Genomic DNA, 19,752 nt, shown 5'->3' on the forward strand with positions numbered 1-19,752 from the left:
CTTCAATTCGTCACCGGCGGCTTGGGCTTGGGCTGCCACATGGCGTTGACGATCACCCAGCGGTCGCCGAAGCGGCCGAGGTGGAAATAGTCCACGAACCAGGGCGTCTCCACCCGCGCCACCGCGACGTCGCCTGCGATGTCGAGCACCCTCACCGAGCGGTCCCACTGGTCGCGCGGCGTCTTCAGCGCGCCCTGGCGGGTGAGGTCGACCAACTCGTCCTTGCTCATTTCGCGCAGGCCCAGGGGCGCGTCCGGTTTCGCCGCCACCGCACGCTTGGCCAAATCGGGATGCAGCGAGCGCGCGACGCGAGCCGGATCGCCCTCCAGCTGGCCGTCGACATAGTCGTAGGCCGTGGCCTCGATCTTCTGCACGGCGATCGGGTCCAGCCCCTCGGCGAGCGCGGGCGAGGCGGCGAGCGCGCAGGTCAGGGCCAAGCCGGCGAGGATGGTCCGCATGGGTCGGTATCTCCAGTAGCGGGCGAGGGCGCCCTGTCTCGCGGCCGACACAGCCAAGCCGATTACCGCCCCGTTTGTTGAAACGCCGCAAGTCTCCGACGGAACCGACGAACAGCGCCGTTCAACCGTCAGAGGGGCGATGACCGGAGCTATGAAATGAAGTTGACCCAATTCGCGCCGCTGGCGCTCGGTGGAATATTGCTGGCCGGGGCCAGCCCCAGCCTGGCGCAACAGCCGCCGCCCGCCGCCGGCGCGCCCCAGGCTGGCCCCGGCGCTCAGCGCGAATGGAGCCGGCCCGACCCTGCGGCCATGGCTGCGCGTCGCGCCGAGCACCTGCGCGCCACGCTGCAGCTTCGTCCCGACCAGGAACCGGCGCTGAAGGCCTTCCTCGAGGCCGGCAAGCCTGCCGAGCGTCCGGCGCGCGGCGACCGGCAGGCGACGGCCAACCTGACGACGCCCCAGCGGCTGGACGCGGCCCGCGCCCGGATGACCGAGCGCATGGCCAGGTTCGACCAGCGCGCGGCGGCCACCAAGCGGTTCTACGCCCAGCTCAACCCGGCGCAGCAGAAGGCCTTCGACGCCATGGCCGCCCAGCGCGGCATGGGCGGCGGCAAAGGCGGACGCCACGGACCCGGCCCCGGCCCCGGCCGCGGGTAGCCGCCCAACTGTGTTAGAAGGGACGGGCGATGCTGTTCAAGGCGCCCGTCCTGGACGCCATCGCGGAAGGCAAGGTCGACCTGGCCTTCCGCCGATGGCGCAAGCCCACCGTCAAGGCCGGTGGAACCCTGACCACGCGCGTTGGGGTGCTGGCCATCGACGAGGTGACAATCGTCGAGCCCGAGGCGGTCACCGAGGCCGAGGCCCGCCGCGCCGGATACCGCTACGTCGCGTCGCTGCTGGCGGCGACCGCCGGCGACCTGCCGCTCCACCGCATTGCGTTCCGGCTCGCCGGCGAGGATCCGCGCAAGGCCATGCGCGAGGACCACAGCGACCAGGCGCTGGACGAGGTGGAGGCGGCTCTGGCGCGGCTGGACGCCCGCAAGCCCTGGACCGCGGATCTGCTGACCCTGATCGCCGCGAACCCCCGCGTGCGCGCCCCGGACCTGGCCGCCCGACTCGGCCGCGAGACGCTTCCGTTCAAGGCTGACGTGCGCAAGCTGAAGGCCCTGGGCCTGACCGAGAGCCTGGAGGTCGGCTACCGGCTGTCGCACCGCGGAGAAGTCCTTATGTCCCGCCGCTTGCAGGCGGCCGCGCCGGGCGCTAAGCCGCGACCATGATCCCGGCGCCGGCCTTCCTGTCGAATCCAGAGCGGTTCATGGCCTTTTCACGCTGGGCCGCGCCGATGTTCGGCGCCATCGCGGTCGTCCTGGCCCTGGCCGGCCTGTGGCTCGGCTTCACCGCGCCGGAAGACTACCAGCAGGGCGACACCGTGCGGATCATGTTCGTGCACGTCCCGGCCGCCTGGATGAGCATGTTCGTCTATGTCTGCCTGGCTGTGGCCAGCTTCCTGGCGCTGGTGTTCCGCCACGCCCTGGCCGACGCGGCCGCCCAGGCTGCCGCCCCGCTAGGAGCGGCCTTCACCTTCCTGGCCCTGGTCACCGGCGCGCTGTGGGGCCGGCCGATGTGGGGCGCCTGGTGGGTCTGGGACGCACGACTGACCTCGGTGCTGGTGCTGTTCCTGGTCTATCTCGCCTACATGGCGCTGCGCGCCTCGCTGGACGACGAGACCAAGGCCGCGCGGGCCGGGGCGATCCTGGCCCTGGTCGGGGCGGTGAACCTGCCGGTGGTCAAGTTCTCGGTCGACTGGTGGAACACCCTGCACCAGGGCGCCTCGGTGTTCCGCGCCGAAGGCCCGGCCATGACCAACGACTTCCTGTGGCCGCTGCTGCTGATGGGCCTGGCCTTCATGTCGGCGTTCGGATCGCTCTGGCTGGTCGGCATTCGCGCCCAGGTCTGGCGCCGCCGCGCCGAGGCCGCCGCCCTGCGCGCGGCGAGGGGATAGAATGCTCGATCTCGACGCCGGCAAGTACGCCGCCTTCGTGTGGCCGGCCTACGGCCTGACCGCCCTGGTGTTCCTGGGTATGATCGTCTTCACCCTGCGCGCCTCGGCCCGCTGGCGGCGCAAGGCCGAGCAGGACGGACGATGAACCGCTGGCTGGCCTTCCTGCCGCTGGCCGCCCTGCTGGCGCTCGGCGTGCTGTTCAGCCTCTACTCGCTCAAGCGCGACCCGCAGGTGCAGCCCGACGCCCTGGTCGGCAAGCCCCTGCCGGACCTGGTGCTGCCGGCGCTCGACACCGGCCGGCCGGTGCGCCTGCACGACGCCGCCCAGCCCGCGCCGGTGCTGGTCAACGTCTTCGCCTCCTGGTGCGCGCCGTGCGAGATCGAGCACCCGGTGCTGGTCGACCTCAAGAAGCAGGGCGTGCGCATCGTCGGCGTCGCCTACAAGGATGCGCCGGAGAACACCAAGGCCTTCCTCGGCCGCCTCGGCGACCCCTTCGCCGAGCGGCTGGTCGATCGTGACGGACGGGCCGGCATCGACCTTGGCGTCACCGGAGTGCCGGAGACCTATCTGGTCGGCGCGGACGGCGTGATCCTCGCCAAGCACACCGGGCCGCTGACCCCGGAAAAGGCCCGCGAGCTGCTGGCCAAGGCGCCGCGTTAACCAATCCCCCCCCCGTTAACCAATCCTTGAGGCGACGCAGCAAACGGTCGCCAGGGTTTCGTTAACCATAAAGCCAGCGCCGTGAGCACCATTCGTCCGCCCATCTTCCCGACCAGCCAGCAGCCGGCGCAGAGCTCCAGCTCCGCCCGCAGCGCGGGTCAACGGGCGTTCTTCGAGGCGGCGATGGGCCGGCCTGCCGTCGCTCAGACCCCGGCCCAGGAAAACCGCGCCGAAGCGCCGGTGCAGAAGGTTCCAGTCAACCCCGCCGAACCGCCGCAGAAGATCCTGCGCCCCGGCTCGCTGCTAGACATCCGGGTCTAGGCGGCTTTCTTCAGCTTCTTCTTCTTCGGCTTGTCGGCCTTGGCCTTCTTCGGCTTGGCCGGCTTGTCGGCCTTCAGCTTCTTGACCAGCGGGACCGGCGCAGCGGCGGCCTCGTCGCCGGCCCGGACCAGATCGCGCAGCACTCCGGTCAGGGCCTCGCGCTTGGCGGTCGAAAGCAGGCGCAGCAGCCGCGTGTCGGCGGCGGCCATCTTCGGCTTGGCCTCGGCCAAGGCCAGACGCCCCGCCTCGGTCAGGCTGACGGCGTTGGCCCGGGCGTCGGAGGTCGAACGTTGCCGCTCCAGCAGACCCTTGGCGATCATTCGCGCAGCCATGTCGGCCAGGGTCGAGCGGTCGATGCCGGTGACCCTCACCAGATCGGTCTGGGTCAGGCCCTCATGCGCCTCGACCGCCGCCAGCACAGCATACTGGCGCTGGGTGACGCCGCTCTCGCCAAGTTCATCGGCATAGATGTCGAGGGCCAGTTGCAGCGCCCTATGCAGCAAGTGGCTGGGCGACTTCTCAAGCGCCGGGAGCCCCTTGCGGGTCCGCTCAGGCGCCGGCTGCTCACTCTTACCCTGGGACTTCGACTTGGCCATCGGCTCCACCCCTCGCCTGTCGACTGCCCCGGACGTTACCGGCGCATGGTGTCGGTTTAACGACAGATGGTCAGTAGGCGTTGCAAGCGTGACGGCTTCAAGTGGAAGCCGCGACCGTCACGCTATGAATTGTCCAGAAAGGGTCTGGCGCCCGGGGCGCTACTCGACGTGCGGCGGCGGGGGCTCGTCGGTCTTGGCGTACTTCATCATCAGCGGCACCTGAGCGAACGAGAACAGCACCGAGATCACCAGCAGGCCCGGGAAGCGGAACACCACCCAGATATCGTCCGGCTGGGTGCGCCAGACCGCCTCGTTCAGCGCCGCCAGGGCCAGGAAGAACAGGCCGTAGTTGAGGGTCAGCTTGCGCCAACCGACGTCGGGCATCTTCACCGCGTCGCCCAGCAGGGCTTTCAGCGGATTCTTGCGCAGCACCAGGCCGCCGAGCAGGGCGACCCCGAACGCCGCGTTCATCACCGTCGGCTTCATCTTCACGAAGCGCACGTCATGGAAAACCAGGGTCAGGCCGCCAGCCACCAGCGCCGCGCCGCCGGCGATCAGCGGGAACGGGGCGATGCGCCGCTCGAACACCAGCCCGACCAGCAGGCCGACCGCCGAGCCGGCGACCAGCGCCCAGGTCGCCTGCACCAGGGCGTCCTTGGACTCCATGCCGCCGACGACCTTCAGCGCGAAGAACGCCCCGACAAACGCCACCAGGCCGCCGTAGTCGACCACGCCGCGCACCCATTTGCGGCCGGTAGGGGAAAGGGTCATGCGTCTTCCAGGCCGACGAGGGAACGGGCGAAGGCGCGGGCCTTGAACGGCTGGAGATCGTCGATCCCCTCACCCACGCCGATGAGCTTGATGGGGGAGTCGGAGGCCTGGGCCACCGGCACCAGCACGCCGCCGCGGGCGGTGCCGTCCAGCTTGGTCATGACGATGCCCGACACGCCGATCTGGTTGCCGAAGATATTTTCCTGGGCCAACGCATTGCGCCCGACGGTGGCGTCCAGCACCAGCAGGGTCTCGTGCGGCGCGTCGGGATCGACCTTCTTGACCACCCGGATGACCTTGAGCAGCTCGTCCATCAGGCCCTGCTTGTTCTGCAGGCGGCCGGCGGTGTCGATCAGCACCACGTCATAGCCCTCGGCCTTGGCCCGCTCGAGGGCGTCGAAGGCCAGGCCGGCGGCGTCCGAGCCGGTCGGGCGCGACATGAAGTCGGCGCGCGCGCGCTCGGCCCAGACCTTCAGTTGCTCGACCGCCGCGGCGCGGAAGGTGTCGCCGGCGACGACCAGCACCTTGGCCCCGCGCGAGGTCAGGTCGGCGGCGATCTTGCCCAGGGTGGTGGTCTTGCCCGAGCCGTTAACGCCAATGAACATCACCACATAGGGCCGCGGCCCCGACAGCGGCTCGAAGTCGCCCTCGCGGCTCTCGAGCTCGGCGCCGATGGCCTCGGCCAGGGCTTCCTTGATTTCGTTCTCGTCGACGCTCTTGCCGAACTTGGCGTCGGAGAAGCGCTGGGTGATGCGCGCAGCCGAATGCGGGCCGAGATCGGCCTCGATCAGCATCTCCTCCAGCTCGTCGAGCTTGGCCTGGTCCAGCGGCTGCTTGGTGAAGGTGGAGACCACCTGTTCCGACATCTGCTTGGACGAGCGCGAAAGCCCGTCGGTGAGACGCTGGAACCAGCCCTTCTTCGGTTCGGTCATGGGCCTGCTTCTAGCCGCTGAAATGGTTGCGCGATAGAGGATGCGACATGGAAGCCCTGTCCGTCGCCTTCACCTGGCTCGACTTCGCCGCCGTCGCCGTGTTCGGGGCGTCGGGCGCCCTCGCGGCCGCCCAGCGCAAGCACGACATCGTCACCTTCGGCTTCTTCGCCGCGGTCACCGGCGTCGGCGGCGGGACCATGCGCGACCTGCTGATCGGCGCGCCGGTGTTCTGGGTGGCCAAGCCCGACTACGTGATCGTCTGCATCGCCGCCGCCGCGGCCGTTTGGGTCTTCGGGACCGGCCATGCGCGGATGAAGGTGCTTCTGTGGCTCGACGCCCTGGGCATGGCCGCCTACAGCGTGGTCGGCGCGGCCAAGGCGCTGGCGCTCGGCGCGCCGCCGTTCGTCGCGGTGGTGATGGGCGTGCTGACCGCCTGCTTCGGCGGCATCATCCGCGACGTCCTGGCGGGCGAGCCCTCGGTGCTGCTGCGGCGGGAGATCTATGTCACCTGCGCCCTGGTCGGAGCCGGCGTCTATGTCGTGCTCTACATGCTCGGCGTGACTGGTTTCGCGGCGGGCGTCGCCGGCTTTGCCGCAGCCTTCGCCTTGCGGGCGGCGGCGATGCTGTGGGGCTGGACGCTGCCGGCCTTCCCCGGGCGCGGCGACGAACGCGGCTAATCCTCAGCCCGCGGCCAGGTCTCGGTGTCGTGGTCGGGATGCTGGCGGCTGACGATGGCGGCGTAAAAGCCTTCCAGCTTCTCGTTTTCCGCCACAGGACGGCCCGGCAGGCGCGCCAGTTCGTCGGCATAGGGAAGCTTGGAGTCCTGGCCGATCTGCAAAACCGGAACGATGCCTGCGGGATCGTCGAACACGCCGATGGCGATGTTCAGCGGCCAACCCTCGGCCTGGTAAGAGAGCGGCGTGCCGCACTCGGCGCAGAAGCCGCGCTGCACGGTGTCCGAACTCTGGAAATAGCTTGGCGCGCCCCGCGTCCACTCCAGGTCATAGACGTCGACGAAAGGGCCGAAGAAGCCGCCCATCGCCTTCTGGCACATGCGGCAGTGGCAGATGCTGGCCCGGCCCAGGCGCCCGGCCCGGAAACGGATGGCCCCGCACTGACATCCGCCGGAATGGCTCATTCCGCCGCCTCCAGCACCGCGACCTCGGCGGTCGCCTTGCCGTCGGCATGGCCGGTGATGCGCAGCGGCGCGATCGAGCCGACCGCCGCCTCGCCGGTGAAGGCGATCTCGGTGAAATCCTCGGCCCTAGCGACCCCGGCCCGTTCGACCAGCCCGGTGATCTGGCGGCCGACCTGACGGTCCAGGTGGCGCACGAGCGCGGCGTCTCCAGCCGCGCGCAGGCGGGCGGCGCGCTCCTTGATCACCGGGCGCTGCAGTTGCGGCATCCGCGCGGCGGGGGTGCCCGGCCGCGGGCTGAACGGGAAGACGTGCAGGAACGACAGCCCGGCCTCCTCCACGAGGCGCAGGGTGTTCTCGAACATCTCCTCGGTCTCGGTCGGGAAGCCGGCGATCAGGTCGGCGCCGAAGGCGGTGTCGGGACGCACGGCGCGCACGTCGGCGACCAGCTTCAGCGCATCGGCGCGCAGGTGGCGGCGCTTCATTCGCTTGAGGATCATGTCGTCGCCGGCCTGCAGCGAGAGGTGCAGGTAGGGCATCAGCCGAGCATCCTCGGCCAGGCAGCGCATCAGGTCGGGATCGATCTCGGCGGCGTCGATCGACGACAGCCGCAGCCGCGGCAGGTCGGGGACCAGCTTCAGGATCCGCGCCACCAGTTGGCCCAAGGTCGGCTGACCGGGCAGGTCGGCGCCCCAGCTGGTGATGTCGACCCCGGTCAGCACCACTTCCTGATAGCCCTGGGCGGTCAGCTTGCGGACCTGTTCGACCACCTCGCCGGCCGCCGCGGAGCGCGAGTTTCCACGGCCATAGGGGATGATGCAGAAGGTGCAGCGGTGATCGCAGCCGTTCTGGACCTCGACATAGGCCCGGGCGCGATCCTTCAGCCCGTCGATCAGATGACCGGCGGTCTCGCGCACGCTCATGATGTCGTTGACGCGGACCTTCCCCTCGGGGACCCGCTCGGCATAGGCGCCGGCCTGCGACTTCTCGGCGTTGCCGAGCACCAGGTCGACCTCCTCCATCGCGGCGAAGGCGGCCGGGTCGATCTGCGCCGCGCAGCCGGTGACGATCAGCTTGGCGTCGGGGTTTTCGCGGCGCGCCTTGCGGATCGCCTGGCGCGCCTGGCGCACCGCCTCGTTGGTGACGGCGCAGGTGTTGAAGACGATGGCGTTCGACAGCCCGTCCTCGGCCGCCCGCGCGCGGATGACCTCGCTCTCATAGGCGTTCAGCCGGCAGCCGAAGGTGACGATGTCGACGCCGTGCGCATCGGCCTGCGCCGTGCGCGGCGACAGCGCAAACTCCTCGGCGTGGTCGTTGTGCGTGCTCACGGCAGGGTTCCCGTGAAGTCGACCTGGGCGGGTCCGGTCATGATCACATGTCCGTCGCTCTCGCGCCATTCGATGGTCAGCTCGCCGCCGTCGAGCACCAGGGTCGCCTTGCGATCGACCAGGCCGCGCCGGTACGAGGCGACCAGGGCCGCGCAGGCGCCGGTGCCGCAGGCCTTGGTGAGGCCCGCGCCGCGCTCCCAGACCTTCAGCCGGATGCGGTCGCGGCTGACGATCTGCGCGAAGCCGACATTGACGCCTTCGGGGAACAGCCGGTGATACTCGATCATCGGGCCGACCTGGACCACCGGCGCGGTCTCGGCGTCCGGCACGAAGAACACCACGTGCGGATTGCCCATCGAGACGCAGCCGGGCGTGTGCAGGATCGGGTCGTCGATCGGGCCGACCTGCAGCTCTATGCCGCGGGTGTCCATCTCCTCCTCGAGCGGAATCTGGCGCCAGTCGAGGCCCGGCTCGCCCATGTCGACGCTGACGACCTTGTCGCCGGCCCGGCTGGCGGTCAGCAGGCCGCCGCGGGTCTCGATCACCGCCTGGTCGCGGCCGGAAGCCTCCATCAGCAGCCAGCCGACGCAGCGGCTGGCGTTGCCGCAAGCCCCGACCTCTTCGCCATCGGCGTTCCAGAAGCGGACCTTGGCGTCAGCTTCCTGCGAGGGCTCGATGGAAACCAGCTGATCGCAGCCGATCCCGCCCTCGCGATTGGCGATGGCGCGCACCTCTTCGGGCGACGGCGCGAAGGGCGCGGATCGGGCCTCGACCACGACGAAGTCGTTGCCGAGCCCATTCATCTTCAGGAACGGACGGCTCATGGCGGAGGCTATATAGGCGAGAATTGGCCTGCGATCACCTTGCGCGAGACAGAGACTGCCTAGCTCGGTATTCGTTTGCGCCATGAAACTCGTTACTGCGGCGCTTGCAGGCGCCCTTCTCTCCGCCTCGGCCGCCCTGGCTCAGACCGCGCCCGCCGACCCCTTCATCTGGCTCGAAGACATCGACAGCCCCCGCGCCATGGCCTGGGTCGAGGCCCAGAACGCCAAGACCGCGGCCCGGCTGGAGAGCGACGCCCGCTATCCGACCTACCTGGCCGAGGGCCGAGCGATCTTCACCGCCACCGACCGCGTGCCGAAGCCGGACTTCCGCGGGACCGGGGTCGACAATTTCTGGCAGGACGCGGTCAACACCCACGGCCTCTGGCGCACCACCAGCCTCGACAGCTTCAAGGCTGCGGCGCCGGCCTGGAGCACGGTTCTCGACATCGACAAGCTCGCCAAGGACGAAGGCCGCAACTGGTTCTGGAAGGGCGCGACCTGCCTGAAGCCGGACGAGAGCCTCTGCCTGGTGCGGCTCTCCAACGGCGGCGGCGACGCCGTCGAGCTGCGCGAGTTCGACACCGTTTCCAAGACCTTCGTCCAGGGCGGCTTCCGCTCGGCCGAGGGCAAGCAGGGCGCCGACTGGATCGACCAGGGCAGCATCGTCGCCTGGCGTGAATGGACGCCCGGCGAAGTCACCGAGTCGGGCTACGCCTATGTGGTGAAGATCCTCGGCCGCTCGGGCGAGCCGCGCGAGATCTTCCGCGGCCAGAAGACGGACGTGCAAGTCAACGCCAGCGTCCTGCGCGGCGAAGGCGGCAAGGCGCAGGGCGTGCTGATTCAGCGCGGCCTGACCTTCTTCGAGGCCGAGTACAGCCTCTATGTCGACGGTAAGCTGACCAGGGTCGATCTGCCAAAGAAGGCCCAGTTCCAGTCCTATGTCGGCGGCCGGATGATCTTCACCCTGCAGGAGGCCTGGAACGGCTTCGGCTCCGGGGCTCTGATCGCCTACGATCCGGCGAACCTGGCGGCCAAGCCGGTGCTGGTCTTCCAGCCCGGCCCGCGCCAGGCGATCCAGAACGTCTCCGACACCAAGAACCTGCTGGTCGTCGAGCTGCTCGACGAGGTGAAGGGCGCGGTCGACGTCTACGATTTCGCCCGCGGCAAGTGGACGGCGCGGCGGCTGGCCCTGCCCAAGGACGCGACCCTCAGCATCGTCTCGGCCTCCGGCAAGAGCGACCAGCTGTTCGTCGGGGCCGAGGGTTTCCTGTCGCCTTCCAGCCTGTGGCTCGCCGATGGCGCCACCGGCCAGGCGCAAGTCGTGAAGACCCTGCCGGCCCGCTTCGACGCCTCCAAGCATCAGGTCGACCAGTTCTGGGCGACCTCATCCGATGGGGCCAAGATCCCCTACTTCGTGGTCCGCCCCAAGGCGGCCAAGCTCGACGGGATGCTGCCGACCATCATGTACGGCTACGGCGGCTTCGAAGTCGCCAAGCCGCCGATCTACATCCCCGAGATGGGCAAGATCTGGCTGGAACGCGGCGGCGCCTATGTCATCGCCAACATCCGCGGCGGCGGCGAGTTCGGCCCGGCCTGGCACCAGTCGGTGCTGCGCGAGAAGCGCCAGCTGGCCTTCGACGACTTCGCCGCGGTCGCCCGCGACCTGGAGGCCCGCAAGATCACCTCGCCGCGACACCTGGGGATCTATGGCCGCTCCAACGGCGGGGTGCTGACCACCGTCTCGCTGACCCAGCATCCGGAACTTTGGAACGCCGTGGTGGTGGAGAGCCCGCTGACCGACATGCTGCGCTATCACAAGCTGTCGGCGGGGGCCTCGTGGGTGGGCGAGTACGGCAATCCGGACGTGCCCGCGGACCACGCCTTCATCGCCAAATATGACGGCTATCTGAACCTCAAGCCCGGCCAGACGTACCCCGAGCCCTACATCACCACCAACACCCGCGACGATCGGGTGCATCCTGGCCACGCCCGCAAGTTCGCGGCCAAGATGGAGGCGCTCGGGTACCCCTTCCTCTATTTCGAGAACACCTTCGGCGGCCACGCCAACGACGCCGATCCCGAGCTCAACGCCAAGCGCTGGGCCCGGCACTACGTCTATCTCAGCCAGAAGCTGATGGACTGAGGACCCGACAGATCCTCCCCCGCTGGGGGAGGTGGATCCATGCGCAGCATGGAGACGGAGGGGGACTGCTCTGCACGACGGCTGCGTCCCCCTCAGTCAGCCTTGCGGCTGACAGCTCCCCCAGCGGGGGAGCATCTCCTTTCCCAGCCTTAGAACGCGTAGCGACCCACCAGCTGGAACACCGGACCGGCTTGCTCGGTCTCGATCTCGAACTCGTCGAAGTCGCGGTTCTGCTGGTCTTCCAGGGTCGTGAACTTGTTGAAGGTCTCGTCCTTGGTCGCGTCCAGCAGGTTCGAGCCAGTCAGGCGCAGGACGAAGTTCTCGCCAAGGCGCTTCTCGACGAAGATTTCGAGATCGGCCCCATAGCTGGTGGTGATTTCCTCGCCGACGATCCGGCCGAACGCGTCGCCCTGCTTGCGATAGGTGGCGCCGAAGGCCGCGCCCCAGTCCGGCAGGTCCTGGATGAAGCCGACGTTGAACACATAGTCCGACTGGTCGTTGAAGCGGCGCGCCCCGAACTCGTCGTCGATGTCGCTGTCCAGCCACGAGTAGTTGAGGAACACCCCGGTGTGCTCGAGGCCGAAGGCGGTCAGCGGGGTGGAGAGGTCGAACTCGATCCCCCAGACCGCGCCGTCGCCGCTGTTGCGGGGGGTCAGCAGGAAGGTCCCGGCGCCCTCGCTGCCGACCACGCCGGTGTTGGCGACCTCGATCAGGTCCGTGACGTCGCGGTAGAAGACGTTGAGCCCGGCCACGCCGCGGGCGCCGAGACGGCGCTCATAGCCGACGTCCAGGCCCCAGGCGGTTTCCGGCTTCAGGTCGGGATTGCCGACGAAGTCGTTGTCGCCCATCTCGGCCAGCAGCACGGCCGGCGACAGCTGGCCAAAGCCCGGCCGGCGCACGGTGCGCGCCACCGAGGCGTTGATCCGGTCGTCGACGGTCAGGCTGTAGCGCAGGTGCGCCGAAGGCAGCAGGAACTCGTAGTCCTTCTCCACCGAGCGGCTGGCGACCGGCGCCGTCTGGTCGGTGATCGTGCTGCTGGTGGTCTCGTAGCGCAGACCCGCTTCCCACCGCAGCGCGTCCTGGCCGCCCGAGAACATGACGTAGGGGTCGAGGCGGGTCTCCTCGATCTGGTTGACCCCGCCCGGGACCGGCAGGAACGGTCCGTACGCGCCCGGCAGGGTCGGCCGCGCGGCCGGCGGGTTGGGGATGGTCACGCGATTGCGGTCGGTGGTGACGTCGGTGTCGCGGTTCTTGTCGATGAACTGCAGGCCGAACTCGAGCGTGGCGAAGCCCAGGTCGCGTTCATGCTCGACGCTGAGCGACAGCTCCTTGTCCTTCAGGCGGCTTAGCGTCAGGTCGCCGGTGAAGCGGTCGTCGTCCGGGAACGGGTTGGCGTCGCGGAGGAACTCGTACTCCTCCTCCACCTCGTCCTGCTTGTCGTCGAACACCGCGTAGCCGACCTTGAAGCGCGTACGCCCGCCGAACATGTCGTGGCCGTACTTGGCGTTGAGCGACCAGTTGTCGGTGACGATGTCGACGTTGTTGTCGTTGACGCTCACCAGGTCGGCGGGACGGATCCGGCCGCCGAGGTACTCGAGAGAATCCTCGTCCTGGAGCCGGTCGGTGCGGACGAACAGGCCCGAGAGCTCCAGGTCGCCGCCGCCCACCTCGACCTCGTAGGCGGTGTTGAACGAATAGTCGGTGCCGTTGCGGGTGTCGGTCTGCAGCTCGATGTTCTGCAGCGTCCCGCCCGGCTCGTCATAGCGGAAGCTCTGCTTGATCTTGGGATTGCGGCGGCCCTGGACGCTGGCGCCGACCAGCAGCCGGCCCGGGCCGGCCTGGCCCGACCAGACGCCGCCGAACGTCTCGCGCACCCGCCCGTCGTCCAGCAGGATCGCCCCGGCCCGGACATAACCGCCATCCATGGTCTGGCTGTCGCGCAGCACGATGTTCAGCGCCCCGGCCATGGCGTCCCCGCTGCGGTTGGCGCTGGCCGAGCGCACCACTTCGATCCGCTCGATCAGTTCGGCCGGGATCCGGTCGACGAAGAACGAGCGGTCCAGGCCCGCGCCGGGCACCCGCTCGCCGTTGATCAGGATCTGGGTGTAGCCCGGATCAAGGCCGCGCAGCCGCGCCCCGTCGGATTCCAGGATGTCGGACAGGAAGGTCACGCTGGGCACGCGCTTCATGGCGTCGCCGGCGGTCAGGGGCTCGAAGCGCTGGAAGTATTCCAGGCCGTAGGACAGCGTCGGCGCCGTCGTCTCGGTGCGGTCGCGGAAGGCGATCTCGCCGGTCACGATCAGTTCCGCCACCGGCGTGGCGTCGTCCTCGGCGAGGACAGGCGTGGCGAAGGCAAGCGGCGCTACGGCCGCGCAGGCGAGCAGTGAAAGTCGCGTCATTGAGTCCCCCGACGAGCGGGGACCGGTTGACCTCACCCCGCGCAGCATGATTTGCAGCGCCGGGGATATATCTTGCACGTGGAGTGGGGCCAGTGACGGTTTCTAAGCAATTTCTTCTCAGATTTACGACACTCGCCGCAATGTCCGTGCTCGGAACATCTTGCGCCGCGATCGACCCCGAGAGCGTCTCGGACTCCGCCGGCATGACCATCGGAGCCGGAACGCCGGTTCCGGCCGCCGGCGAAACCGCGGCGGTCGGAACCCAGGTGCGCGACGCCGCCGACGACCCCGAAATCTGGGCCGACCCGCGCGACCCGACCCGCGGCGTGATCTTCGGCACCGACAAGCAGGCCGGGCTCTACGTCTACGATCTGGCCGGCAAGGATCGACAGTTCCTGCCGCAGGGTCCGCTGAACAATGTCGACCTGCGCGACCGATTCCAGGTGAACGGCGGCGAGCAGGTCCTGGTCGCCGCCAGCGACCGCGGGCGAAGCGCCATCGCCTTCTTCCTGCTCGATCCCGACAGCCTGAACGTCGCGCCCTGGGGCGTGACGCCGGTCAAGGTGAGCGAGCCCTACGGCTTCTGCATGGGCCGCAAGGGGGCCGACACCATCGCCGTCATGGTCGGCAAGGATGGCGACATCGCCCAGTTCACAGTCACCGCCAAGGACGGCCAGCCGAGCATCGCCCTGACCCGCACCTTCGCGGTCGGCTCGCAGTCCGAGGGCTGCGTGATCGACGATGCGACCGGGTCGCTGTTCATCGCCGAGGAGGCCAAGGGCATCTGGCGCTACAGCCTCGATCCGGCCGCCGGCGCGGCCCGCAGCCTGCTGGCTGGCGCGCCGTCCGACATCCTCAAGCCGGACGTGGAAGGCCTGACCCTCCTTCGCGAGGGGGCCAAGACCTATCTGATCGCCTCGAGCCAGGGCGACAGCGCGTTTGCGGTCTGGAGGATCGATGGCCCCGAAGCGGCCTATGCCGGCCGCTTCTCGGTGGTCGGGGCCGCGGGGGCCGATCCGGTCACCGGGACCGACGGCCTGGCCGCGCTAGCCGGGCGGGTGGGCGCCTTCCCCGAAGGGCTGATCGTGGTGCAGGACGACGCCGACACAGATGGCGAAGCGCCCTCGACGGTCCGCACGCGCCAGAACTTCAAGCTGGTGGACTGGCGTGCGGTGAAGGCGGCGTTGAAGCTGGACTGACCTCAGCTCCTCCCCTCCTAGGTGGCGCGCGAAGCGCGACGGAGGGGGCTGCTCTCAAGCAGGAGCAAAGTCCCCCTCAGTCAGCCTTTGGCTGACAGCTCCCCCAGCGGGGGAGCATCTAGAGGGCGCCGGCCTGACCTCAAGCTCCCCGCCGCCACTCCACGTCCATCTCCGGCTCGCGGAAGGCGAAGCGCTTGAGGTGGCTTTCCATCACCTGTTCCAGCCGGGCGAGGCTCTCGGCGTCGTTGGCCTTGGCCACCATCATCAGGGTCTCGGGCGAGGCGCGCAGGGCGGCCTCGCCCATCTCGAAGGTGATCTTGCCCTCGTGGTCGTTCCACGAGCTCGGAACCCTATGGCCGAAGTGCTTGCAGAGCTGAACCATGTAGCGGCCCGCGTTTGCGGTAGGCGCCGTGGCGCTAGACTTCATGACGGCCTCCAACTTCAGGCCCTCTCGATCTTGCTCGCCGCCTCGTCGATCGCTGCGGCGATGGCGTCGATCTGCGCCTCGGTCGGACGTTCGCCCTGCAGGCGCAGCCGCAAGGCGGTCGCCAGATTCTGCATGGCCCGCTCGACCCGGGGCGAGGACCGCGGCGAGGCCTGGGCGGCCTCGTCCAGCCGAGCAAAAACCGCGTCCACGGCTGCTCGGTTCCGCTCCAGAGCCTCAACGCCGGCTTCGGTGATCTCAAACGCCTTGCGGCCGCCTTCGGCGCCGATCGGGCGGACGAAGCCCTCGTCTTCCAGCAGGCTCAGGGTCGGATAGATCACCCCCGGGCTCGGGCGATAGGCGCCGCCGGTGCGCTCTTCCAGGGCGCGGATCAGCTCATAGCCGTGGCTCGGCTTGTCCTTCAGCAGCGCCAGGATGACGAAGCGCAGGTCGCCGTGCTCCAGCAGCCGGCCGATCCGCGGTCCGCCGCGATGGCCGCCGCCGTGCCGGCCCCAATGCTCGCCGCCATGACCGCCGAACGCGCCGCGCGCCCGCAGCATGTGCGCTTTCCAATGATGATGTCTGTGCATTTTCGATCCTATTTCGATATGTCTATTTCGCAGATATATCGCGGCCGGATCGGGTTTCAAGATATATCTAAAATAAATCTATCTGACGGTCGGGAGAGCTCACGCGCCCCGCAGCGTCTCCGCCAGAAGCCGCCCCTCGGCCGCACGGCTGGATCCCGCCCGCCATGCCACGACGATCTCGCGGCTGGGGTGGTCGGCCTTGAGCGGCATCACCGCCACATCGGCTGCGTCGGTCAATCCGGCCGCCACCGCCATGGCCGGCAGGAACGTCACCCCGAGGCCTGAGCCCACCATCTGCACAAGCGTGGGCAGCGAGGTGGCGGCGAACGCCTCCTCGTCGCCGCTGGCCTTGGGCGGCTTGAGGCCGCAGGCGGCCAGGGCGTGGTCGCGCAGGCAGTGGCCGTCCTCCAGCAGGATCAGGTCGTCGCTCTCCAGCGCGGAGGGCGGCGCCTCGCGCTCGTGCGCCAGCGGATGGCTGCGGGGCAGGGCGGCCAGCAGTTCGTCGTCGGAGACGTGGGCGTGGGCCAGGCCGCTCATGTCGTAGGGCAGGGCGATCAAGGCCGCATCGAGCTGGCCGGCCTTCAGCAGGGCGATCAGCCGATGGGTCAGGTCTTCGCGCAGGAACAGGCGCAGCTTGGGGAAGCGCGCGCGCAGCAGCGGCAGGGCCTTGGGCAGCAGGAACGGGGCGACCGTCGGGATCACGCCCAGCCGGAAGCGGCCGGTCAGCGGCTGGCCGGCGTTGCGCGCCGACTCCACCATTTCCTCGGCCTCGTTGAGGATGGTCACAGCCTTGGCCAGAGCCACTTCGCCGACCGCGGTGAGGATCACCCCCGAGCGGGCGCGATCGACCACCGGCCCGCCAAGAATCTTCTCAAGCTCCTGCACCCCCGACGACAGGGTCGGCTGGGTGACGTGGGCCGCGTCGGCCGCGCGACCGAAGGATCCATGCTCGGCCAGGAGCTTCAGGTACTGGAGCTGGCGCAGGGTCGGGAGGCTCATGGATCACATATAGGAAAATTCTATCCAAAAGCCAGAAACTATCGATTGGCCTTTTGTGCAGCGCAGCACTATCTCCCCGTCACGGCTTCGGCCGACCAGTTCAAATCACTTGGAGAGACATATGCTCGGCGTTGGTGAAAAGCTTCCGGAATTCAAGGTCGTCGGCGTGAAGCCGAAGTTCAACCGTCACGAAGAGAACGGCGAAAGCGCGTTCGAAACCCTCAACAACGAGTCGTTCCCGGGCAAGTGGAAGGTCATCTTCTTCTACCCGAAGGACTTCACCTTCGTCTGCCCGACCGAGATCGCCGAGTTCGCCCGCCTGAATTCGCAGTTCGAAGAGCGCGACACCGTCGTCCTCGGCGGATCGACCGACAACGAGCACTCCAAGCTCGGCTGGCGCCGTGAGCACCCGGATCTCAACAGCCTGCCGATCTGGAACTTCGCCGACAACAGCGGCAAGTTCGCCCGCGCCCTCGGCGTCCTGAACGAAGACGAAGGCGTGGCCCTGCGCGCCACCTTCGTGGTCGACCCGCACAACGTCGTGCAGCACGTCTACGTCACCAACCTGAACGTGGGCCGCGCTCCGGCCGACACCCTGCGCGTCCTCGACGCCCTGCAGACCGACGAGCTGTGCCCGTGCAACCGCGCGGTCGGCGGCGAAACCCTGGCGGCGTAGTACGAGCCCCCAAACGGCGGCCCGCTCCCAGTCTCCGGGTCGCCGACTACGCCTGCCTAACCCGGGAGCGCGCGATCTCCCCGCGCCTCCCGGGCCCCCTTTCCTGAATCTTGGAGATGACCATGTCGCTCGACGCTCTGCGCGAGTCCCTGCCCGCCTATGCCAAGGACCTCAGCCTCAACCTGTCGAGCCTGTCCTCCGAGACCGTGCTCACCGACCAGCAGAAGTGGGGCACGTTCGTCGCTTCCGCCTATGCAATCGGCGCCCCCGCCGTGGTGAAGGCGGTCGACGCCGCCGCCGCGGCCGCCGGCCTGTCGCCGGAAGCGGCCACCGCCGCCAAGGCCGCCGCCGCGATCATGGGCATGAACAACGTCTACTACCGCTCGCTGCACCTGCTCACCAACGGCGAGTACAAGACCCTGCCGGCCAAGCTGCGCATGAACATCCTGGCCAATCCCGGCGTCGACAAGGTCGACTTCGAGCTGTGGTCCACCGCCGTTTCGGCCATCAACGGCTGCGGCATGTGCCTGGACGCGCACGAGTCCGAGCTGAAGAAGCACGGCGTGCCGAACACCTCGATCCAGGCCGCCCTGCGCATCGGCGCGGTGGTCAATGCGGTCAGCCGCATCGTCGTCGCCGAGGCCGCCGCGGCCTCCTGACTTTAGCGTCGTCCTCCCCGACGTTTTCCCTGCGCCCGTCTGGTCCCCCGATCAGGCGGGCGTTTCTTTGCGGACCTTGGGCGCAGCGGAATCGGCCATCAGGCCTGCGCGCTCGGGCAGAGAGGCCAAACCTCAACCACGCCATGCGCCACCGCGCAGGGACTCTTGGCCGCGATTTCGATAGCGGCCTGCAGGTCGGCGGCCTCGATCAAGGCAAACCCAGCAATGGGCAGATCGGCGGACAAATACGGTCCTTGCGCCACTTCCATCTTGGCCGCGTCGTGGTTGCGCACCTGCACAGGTTTGCCGGCGACGCCCATCACGTCGCCTTGGCGTATCCGGTCGGTGTCGGCCGCATGGGCTGCTTCGCGCACCGCCTTCGCCGTGCGGTCATAGCCAGCTTGGTCGCCATATCCGATCGTGATGAATCTAGGCATGGCTTCGTGAACGCACGGACCTGTCAGCGGTTCTCGGCAACGCCCGTTGACGACGTCCGCTTGTCGGCCCGGCAAGTGAAGGTCGGCTTTCGGGAGTGGGGCCGGTGGCGGCTTACGACCCGTTGCGGACCTTCCGGGCTTAGCCGACCTCGGTCGGGTCCGGGAATTTCCATTGCCCGCCCAGAATTTCCGGCCGTGGTCGATAGAGGCGGACTGTGTAGCTCCAGCCGGCGGCATGGCGCGCCTCCTATCAGCGAGCAGCCATCCTGCATCAGCCCCGAAATGGCGGTCCCGCGCCCCGATGAAAGAGAATCTCTTGGCGGGCAGTGGGCGTAAAACCAGAGATGTCGGCGGTCATGAGCATCCCGCGATTTCTCCAGGCGACCGCGAGACACTCCGCCGCTCTTTGCTGCAATGCTTCGCTGGCTGTGACGTCCCGGGCTGTCGCAGCAAGATCAGGCAGCGCCTCGTCGAGCGAGGTAATCATCATTGCGGCATAGTCGCGCTCCCAATCTTCAGAGTCCGGGCTACGGAAAACCTCCAACGCCTCCATCGGTGTCTTTGGAATCGGCTGCATTGGAACATCTCCCAGCCTGTTCGCGTGGACCTGCGCGTTGTCCACTTTCCACCCATCGCAGACGTTGAGCGGGCCGCTTGCGGGCAGTGAACGGGACGTCCGGTATCGGGCGCGTAGCCTATGACAGCTTGCGACCCATTGCAGACGCCGGCCCCCGCCGGCATGGATGAAGGATGTTGTCTCCACTCGGTCGTCTGCAACAGCTTTGTAAGAGTGGAGCGGCTACTGCGGCGATTGACGCGGCCCTCCAGCCTGTCCTGGCCGCCGAAGACCCATCCGTAATCGGGCCGCTTCTTCTCCTGCTCAGGGATGACGCAGAGGACGACGGCATGTGGTCGCTGCTGCACGCGGCGGAGAGCTTCGACGACGAGCCCTATGTCCGGGACGCCCTGCGGGTGCTCCCCCTGCTGAACGAGTCATCCAAGCGCTGGTCCGAAATCCTGATCATGCGGATCATCAACTCGGAGACCGCACAGGCTCAACTTGTTCGGGAAGTGCGGATCGCCGCCGATGAGAGAAGGGCCGCGGTGCGCTCCGTCTGCGGACGCATCCACGGCAACAACCCACGCTTGGCTCAGGGGCTGGCAGTGCTCAACGCCGAACTGGCCTAGCTGGCGCAGTC

The 19,752-nt window shown here is 68.4% G+C and carries 25 protein-coding genes; 12 read left to right on the forward strand and 13 right to left on the reverse strand.

What is annotated here, in order from left to right; genetic code table 11:
- Positions 1-2 precede the first annotated feature (2 nt).
- Positions 3-458, reverse strand: a complete 456-nt coding sequence (locus AC1DQJ_RS17525) for a nuclear transport factor 2 family protein (RefSeq protein WP_477605620.1) — start codon at positions 456-458, stop codon at positions 3-5.
- A 156-nt stretch (positions 459-614) separates the two neighbouring features.
- Between AC1DQJ_RS17525 and AC1DQJ_RS17530 the strand changes: the two genes are divergently transcribed.
- From AC1DQJ_RS17530 to AC1DQJ_RS17555, 6 genes are all read left to right on the forward strand, one after another.
- Complete coding sequence (locus tag AC1DQJ_RS17530; RefSeq protein ID WP_477605622.1) at positions 615-1,115, forward strand: Spy/CpxP family protein refolding chaperone; 501 nt, start codon at positions 615-617, stop codon at positions 1,113-1,115.
- 29 nt (positions 1,116-1,144) lie between these two features.
- The gene (locus tag AC1DQJ_RS17535; RefSeq protein ID WP_477605624.1) at positions 1,145-1,735 is read left to right on the forward strand and encodes an ASCH domain-containing protein; all 591 of its coding nucleotides are present in this window, start codon (positions 1,145-1,147) and stop codon (positions 1,733-1,735) included.
- On the forward strand, positions 1,732-2,460 hold the full coding sequence (ccmC, locus tag AC1DQJ_RS17540) for a heme ABC transporter permease CcmC (RefSeq protein WP_477605626.1): 729 nt from the start codon (positions 1,732-1,734) through the stop codon (positions 2,458-2,460). The genes AC1DQJ_RS17535 and ccmC overlap by 4 nt, the downstream gene beginning before the upstream one ends.
- Position 2,461: 1 nt before the next feature.
- Positions 2,462-2,605, forward strand: a complete 144-nt coding sequence (gene ccmD, locus AC1DQJ_RS17545; RefSeq protein ID WP_477605628.1) for a heme exporter protein CcmD — start codon at positions 2,462-2,464, stop codon at positions 2,603-2,605.
- A complete protein-coding gene (locus AC1DQJ_RS17550; RefSeq protein ID WP_477605630.1) occupies positions 2,602-3,120 on the forward strand; it encodes a DsbE family thiol:disulfide interchange protein in 519 nt (172 codons plus the stop codon). The genes ccmD and AC1DQJ_RS17550 overlap by 4 nt, the downstream gene beginning before the upstream one ends.
- An 81-nt stretch (positions 3,121-3,201) precedes the next feature.
- On the forward strand, positions 3,202-3,441 hold the full coding sequence (locus AC1DQJ_RS17555) for a hypothetical protein (RefSeq protein WP_477605632.1): 240 nt from the start codon (positions 3,202-3,204) through the stop codon (positions 3,439-3,441).
- Here AC1DQJ_RS17555 and AC1DQJ_RS17560 read toward each other — a convergent pair.
- From AC1DQJ_RS17560 to ftsY, 3 genes are all read right to left on the reverse strand, one after another.
- The gene (locus tag AC1DQJ_RS17560; RefSeq protein WP_477605634.1) at positions 3,438-4,037 is read right to left on the reverse strand and encodes a MarR family winged helix-turn-helix transcriptional regulator; all 600 of its coding nucleotides are present in this window, start codon (positions 4,035-4,037) and stop codon (positions 3,438-3,440) included. The two genes, AC1DQJ_RS17555 and AC1DQJ_RS17560, sit on opposite strands and share 4 nt — an antisense overlap.
- Before the next feature lie 159 nt (positions 4,038-4,196).
- Positions 4,197-4,808 carry an inner membrane-spanning protein YciB gene (locus tag AC1DQJ_RS17565; protein ID WP_477605636.1) on the reverse strand — a complete coding sequence of 204 codons (612 nt, stop codon included), beginning with the start codon at positions 4,806-4,808 and terminating at the stop codon, positions 4,197-4,199.
- Positions 4,805-5,740 carry a signal recognition particle-docking protein FtsY gene (gene ftsY / locus AC1DQJ_RS17570; protein ID WP_477605638.1) on the reverse strand — a complete coding sequence of 312 codons (936 nt, stop codon included), beginning with the start codon at positions 5,738-5,740 and terminating at the stop codon, positions 4,805-4,807. Before ftsY ends, AC1DQJ_RS17565 begins: the two co-directional genes overlap by 4 nt.
- A gap of 47 nt (positions 5,741-5,787) precedes the next feature.
- Between ftsY and AC1DQJ_RS17575 the strand changes: the two genes are divergently transcribed.
- On the forward strand, positions 5,788-6,417 hold the full coding sequence (locus AC1DQJ_RS17575; RefSeq protein WP_477605640.1) for a trimeric intracellular cation channel family protein: 630 nt from the start codon (positions 5,788-5,790) through the stop codon (positions 6,415-6,417).
- On the opposite strand, the gene AC1DQJ_RS17580 is transcribed toward AC1DQJ_RS17575, so the two are convergent.
- From AC1DQJ_RS17580 to dapF, 3 genes are read right to left on the reverse strand one after another with little or no spacing between them, the layout of a single operon-like run.
- Complete coding sequence (locus tag AC1DQJ_RS17580) at positions 6,414-6,878, reverse strand: GFA family protein (RefSeq protein WP_477605642.1); 465 nt, start codon at positions 6,876-6,878, stop codon at positions 6,414-6,416. The two genes, AC1DQJ_RS17575 and AC1DQJ_RS17580, sit on opposite strands and share 4 nt — an antisense overlap.
- On the reverse strand, positions 6,875-8,203 hold the full coding sequence (mtaB, locus tag AC1DQJ_RS17585; protein WP_477605644.1) for a tRNA (N(6)-L-threonylcarbamoyladenosine(37)-C(2))-methylthiotransferase MtaB: 1,329 nt from the start codon (positions 8,201-8,203) through the stop codon (positions 6,875-6,877). Before mtaB ends, AC1DQJ_RS17580 begins: the two co-directional genes overlap by 4 nt.
- Complete coding sequence (gene dapF, locus AC1DQJ_RS17590; RefSeq protein ID WP_477605646.1) at positions 8,200-9,027, reverse strand: diaminopimelate epimerase; 828 nt, start codon at positions 9,025-9,027, stop codon at positions 8,200-8,202. Before dapF ends, mtaB begins: the two co-directional genes overlap by 4 nt.
- 82 nt (positions 9,028-9,109) lie before the next feature.
- On the opposite strand from dapF, the gene AC1DQJ_RS17595 reads away from it, so the two are divergent.
- The gene (locus tag AC1DQJ_RS17595; RefSeq protein WP_477605648.1) at positions 9,110-11,170 is read left to right on the forward strand and encodes a prolyl oligopeptidase family serine peptidase; all 2,061 of its coding nucleotides are present in this window, start codon (positions 9,110-9,112) and stop codon (positions 11,168-11,170) included.
- Between the two features lie 149 nt (positions 11,171-11,319).
- On the opposite strand, the gene AC1DQJ_RS17600 is transcribed toward AC1DQJ_RS17595, so the two are convergent.
- The gene (locus AC1DQJ_RS17600; protein ID WP_477605650.1) at positions 11,320-13,569 is read right to left on the reverse strand and encodes a TonB-dependent receptor plug domain-containing protein; all 2,250 of its coding nucleotides are present in this window, start codon (positions 13,567-13,569) and stop codon (positions 11,320-11,322) included.
- Between the two features lie 140 nt (positions 13,570-13,709).
- On the opposite strand from AC1DQJ_RS17600, the gene AC1DQJ_RS17605 reads away from it, so the two are divergent.
- Entirely contained in the window at positions 13,710-14,768 is a 1,059-nt protein-coding gene (locus tag AC1DQJ_RS17605) for a phytase (RefSeq protein ID WP_477605652.1), read from the forward strand.
- Between the two features lie 139 nt (positions 14,769-14,907).
- Here AC1DQJ_RS17605 and AC1DQJ_RS17610 read toward each other — a convergent pair whose 3' ends face one another.
- The 3 genes from AC1DQJ_RS17610 to AC1DQJ_RS17620 form a co-directional block, all read right to left on the reverse strand.
- Positions 14,908-15,195 carry a DUF2218 domain-containing protein gene (locus tag AC1DQJ_RS17610; protein ID WP_477605654.1) on the reverse strand — a complete coding sequence of 96 codons (288 nt, stop codon included), beginning with the start codon at positions 15,193-15,195 and terminating at the stop codon, positions 14,908-14,910.
- A 14-nt stretch (positions 15,196-15,209) separates the two neighbouring features.
- Positions 15,210-15,752 (reverse strand): PadR family transcriptional regulator, encoded by a 543-nt coding sequence (locus AC1DQJ_RS17615; RefSeq protein ID WP_477605656.1) that lies wholly within the window; start codon positions 15,750-15,752, stop codon positions 15,210-15,212.
- Between the two features lie 129 nt (positions 15,753-15,881).
- Entirely contained in the window at positions 15,882-16,781 is a 900-nt protein-coding gene (locus AC1DQJ_RS17620) for a hydrogen peroxide-inducible genes activator (protein WP_477605658.1), read from the reverse strand.
- A 121-nt stretch (positions 16,782-16,902) separates the two neighbouring features.
- Between AC1DQJ_RS17620 and AC1DQJ_RS17625 the strand changes: the two genes are divergently transcribed.
- Together AC1DQJ_RS17625 and ahpD are read left to right on the forward strand one after the other, a co-directional pair.
- Entirely contained in the window at positions 16,903-17,457 is a 555-nt protein-coding gene (locus tag AC1DQJ_RS17625; protein WP_477605660.1) for a peroxiredoxin, read from the forward strand.
- Between the two features lie 122 nt (positions 17,458-17,579).
- On the forward strand, positions 17,580-18,116 hold the full coding sequence (gene ahpD, locus AC1DQJ_RS17630; RefSeq protein WP_477605662.1) for an alkylhydroperoxidase, AhpD family: 537 nt from the start codon (positions 17,580-17,582) through the stop codon (positions 18,114-18,116).
- Between the two features lie 98 nt (positions 18,117-18,214).
- Here the strand turns inward: ahpD and AC1DQJ_RS17635 are convergent, their stop codons facing one another.
- Both AC1DQJ_RS17635 and AC1DQJ_RS17640 read right to left on the reverse strand, forming a co-directional pair.
- Positions 18,215-18,553 carry a YciI family protein gene (locus tag AC1DQJ_RS17635; RefSeq protein ID WP_477605664.1) on the reverse strand — a complete coding sequence of 113 codons (339 nt, stop codon included), beginning with the start codon at positions 18,551-18,553 and terminating at the stop codon, positions 18,215-18,217.
- A gap of 271 nt (positions 18,554-18,824) precedes the next feature.
- Positions 18,825-19,130, reverse strand: coding sequence for a hypothetical protein (locus AC1DQJ_RS17640; RefSeq protein ID WP_477605666.1), 306 nt, complete (start codon positions 19,128-19,130; stop codon positions 18,825-18,827).
- A 173-nt stretch (positions 19,131-19,303) separates the two neighbouring features.
- Here AC1DQJ_RS17640 and AC1DQJ_RS17645 point away from each other — a divergent pair, with 173 nt between their 5' ends.
- A complete protein-coding gene (locus AC1DQJ_RS17645; protein WP_477605667.1) occupies positions 19,304-19,741 on the forward strand; it encodes an Imm30 family immunity protein in 438 nt (145 codons plus the stop codon).
- Positions 19,742-19,752: the final 11 nt, after the last annotated feature.

This window comes from Phenylobacterium sp. P4_E10, assembly GCF_056401675.1.

What these genes read in the sequence shown, in the direction of transcription:
- AC1DQJ_RS17525 (WP_477605620.1), bottom strand. Translation starts at nt 458, where the DNA reads ATGCGGACCATCCTCGCCGGCTTGGCCCTGACCTGCGCGCTCGCCGCC.
- ccmC (WP_477605626.1), top strand. Translation starts at nt 1,732, where the DNA reads ATGATCCCGGCGCCGGCCTTCCTGTCGAATCCAGAGCGGTTCATGGCC.
- AC1DQJ_RS17595 (WP_477605648.1), top strand. Translation starts at nt 9,110, where the DNA reads ATGAAACTCGTTACTGCGGCGCTTGCAGGCGCCCTTCTCTCCGCCTCG.
- AC1DQJ_RS17635 (WP_477605664.1), bottom strand. Translation starts at nt 18,553, where the DNA reads ATGCCTAGATTCATCACGATCGGATATGGCGACCAAGCTGGCTATGAC.
- AC1DQJ_RS17530 (WP_477605622.1), top strand. Translation starts at nt 615, where the DNA reads ATGAAGTTGACCCAATTCGCGCCGCTGGCGCTCGGTGGAATATTGCTG.
- AC1DQJ_RS17600 (WP_477605650.1), bottom strand. Translation starts at nt 13,569, where the DNA reads ATGACGCGACTTTCACTGCTCGCCTGCGCGGCCGTAGCGCCGCTTGCC.
- AC1DQJ_RS17620 (WP_477605658.1), bottom strand. Translation starts at nt 16,781, where the DNA reads ATGAGCCTCCCGACCCTGCGCCAGCTCCAGTACCTGAAGCTCCTGGCC.
- AC1DQJ_RS17615 (WP_477605656.1), bottom strand. Translation starts at nt 15,752, where the DNA reads ATGCTGCGGGCGCGCGGCGCGTTCGGCGGTCATGGCGGCGAGCATTGG.
- ahpD (WP_477605662.1), top strand. Translation starts at nt 17,580, where the DNA reads ATGTCGCTCGACGCTCTGCGCGAGTCCCTGCCCGCCTATGCCAAGGAC.
- dapF (WP_477605646.1), bottom strand. Translation starts at nt 9,027, where the DNA reads ATGAGCCGTCCGTTCCTGAAGATGAATGGGCTCGGCAACGACTTCGTC.
- AC1DQJ_RS17645 (WP_477605667.1), top strand. Translation starts at nt 19,304, where the DNA reads ATGTTGTCTCCACTCGGTCGTCTGCAACAGCTTTGTAAGAGTGGAGCG.
- AC1DQJ_RS17605 (WP_477605652.1), top strand. Translation starts at nt 13,710, where the DNA reads ATGTCCGTGCTCGGAACATCTTGCGCCGCGATCGACCCCGAGAGCGTC.
- ccmD (WP_477605628.1), top strand. Translation starts at nt 2,462, where the DNA reads ATGCTCGATCTCGACGCCGGCAAGTACGCCGCCTTCGTGTGGCCGGCC.
- AC1DQJ_RS17610 (WP_477605654.1), bottom strand. Translation starts at nt 15,195, where the DNA reads ATGAAGTCTAGCGCCACGGCGCCTACCGCAAACGCGGGCCGCTACATG.
- AC1DQJ_RS17565 (WP_477605636.1), bottom strand. Translation starts at nt 4,808, where the DNA reads ATGACCCTTTCCCCTACCGGCCGCAAATGGGTGCGCGGCGTGGTCGAC.
- AC1DQJ_RS17550 (WP_477605630.1), top strand. Translation starts at nt 2,602, where the DNA reads ATGAACCGCTGGCTGGCCTTCCTGCCGCTGGCCGCCCTGCTGGCGCTC.
- AC1DQJ_RS17580 (WP_477605642.1), bottom strand. Translation starts at nt 6,878, where the DNA reads ATGAGCCATTCCGGCGGATGTCAGTGCGGGGCCATCCGTTTCCGGGCC.
- AC1DQJ_RS17625 (WP_477605660.1), top strand. Translation starts at nt 16,903, where the DNA reads ATGCTCGGCGTTGGTGAAAAGCTTCCGGAATTCAAGGTCGTCGGCGTG.
- AC1DQJ_RS17575 (WP_477605640.1), top strand. Translation starts at nt 5,788, where the DNA reads ATGGAAGCCCTGTCCGTCGCCTTCACCTGGCTCGACTTCGCCGCCGTC.
- AC1DQJ_RS17640 (WP_477605666.1), bottom strand. Translation starts at nt 19,130, where the DNA reads ATGCAGCCGATTCCAAAGACACCGATGGAGGCGTTGGAGGTTTTCCGT.
- AC1DQJ_RS17560 (WP_477605634.1), bottom strand. Translation starts at nt 4,037, where the DNA reads ATGGCCAAGTCGAAGTCCCAGGGTAAGAGTGAGCAGCCGGCGCCTGAG.
- ftsY (WP_477605638.1), bottom strand. Translation starts at nt 5,740, where the DNA reads ATGACCGAACCGAAGAAGGGCTGGTTCCAGCGTCTCACCGACGGGCTT.
- AC1DQJ_RS17535 (WP_477605624.1), top strand. Translation starts at nt 1,145, where the DNA reads ATGCTGTTCAAGGCGCCCGTCCTGGACGCCATCGCGGAAGGCAAGGTC.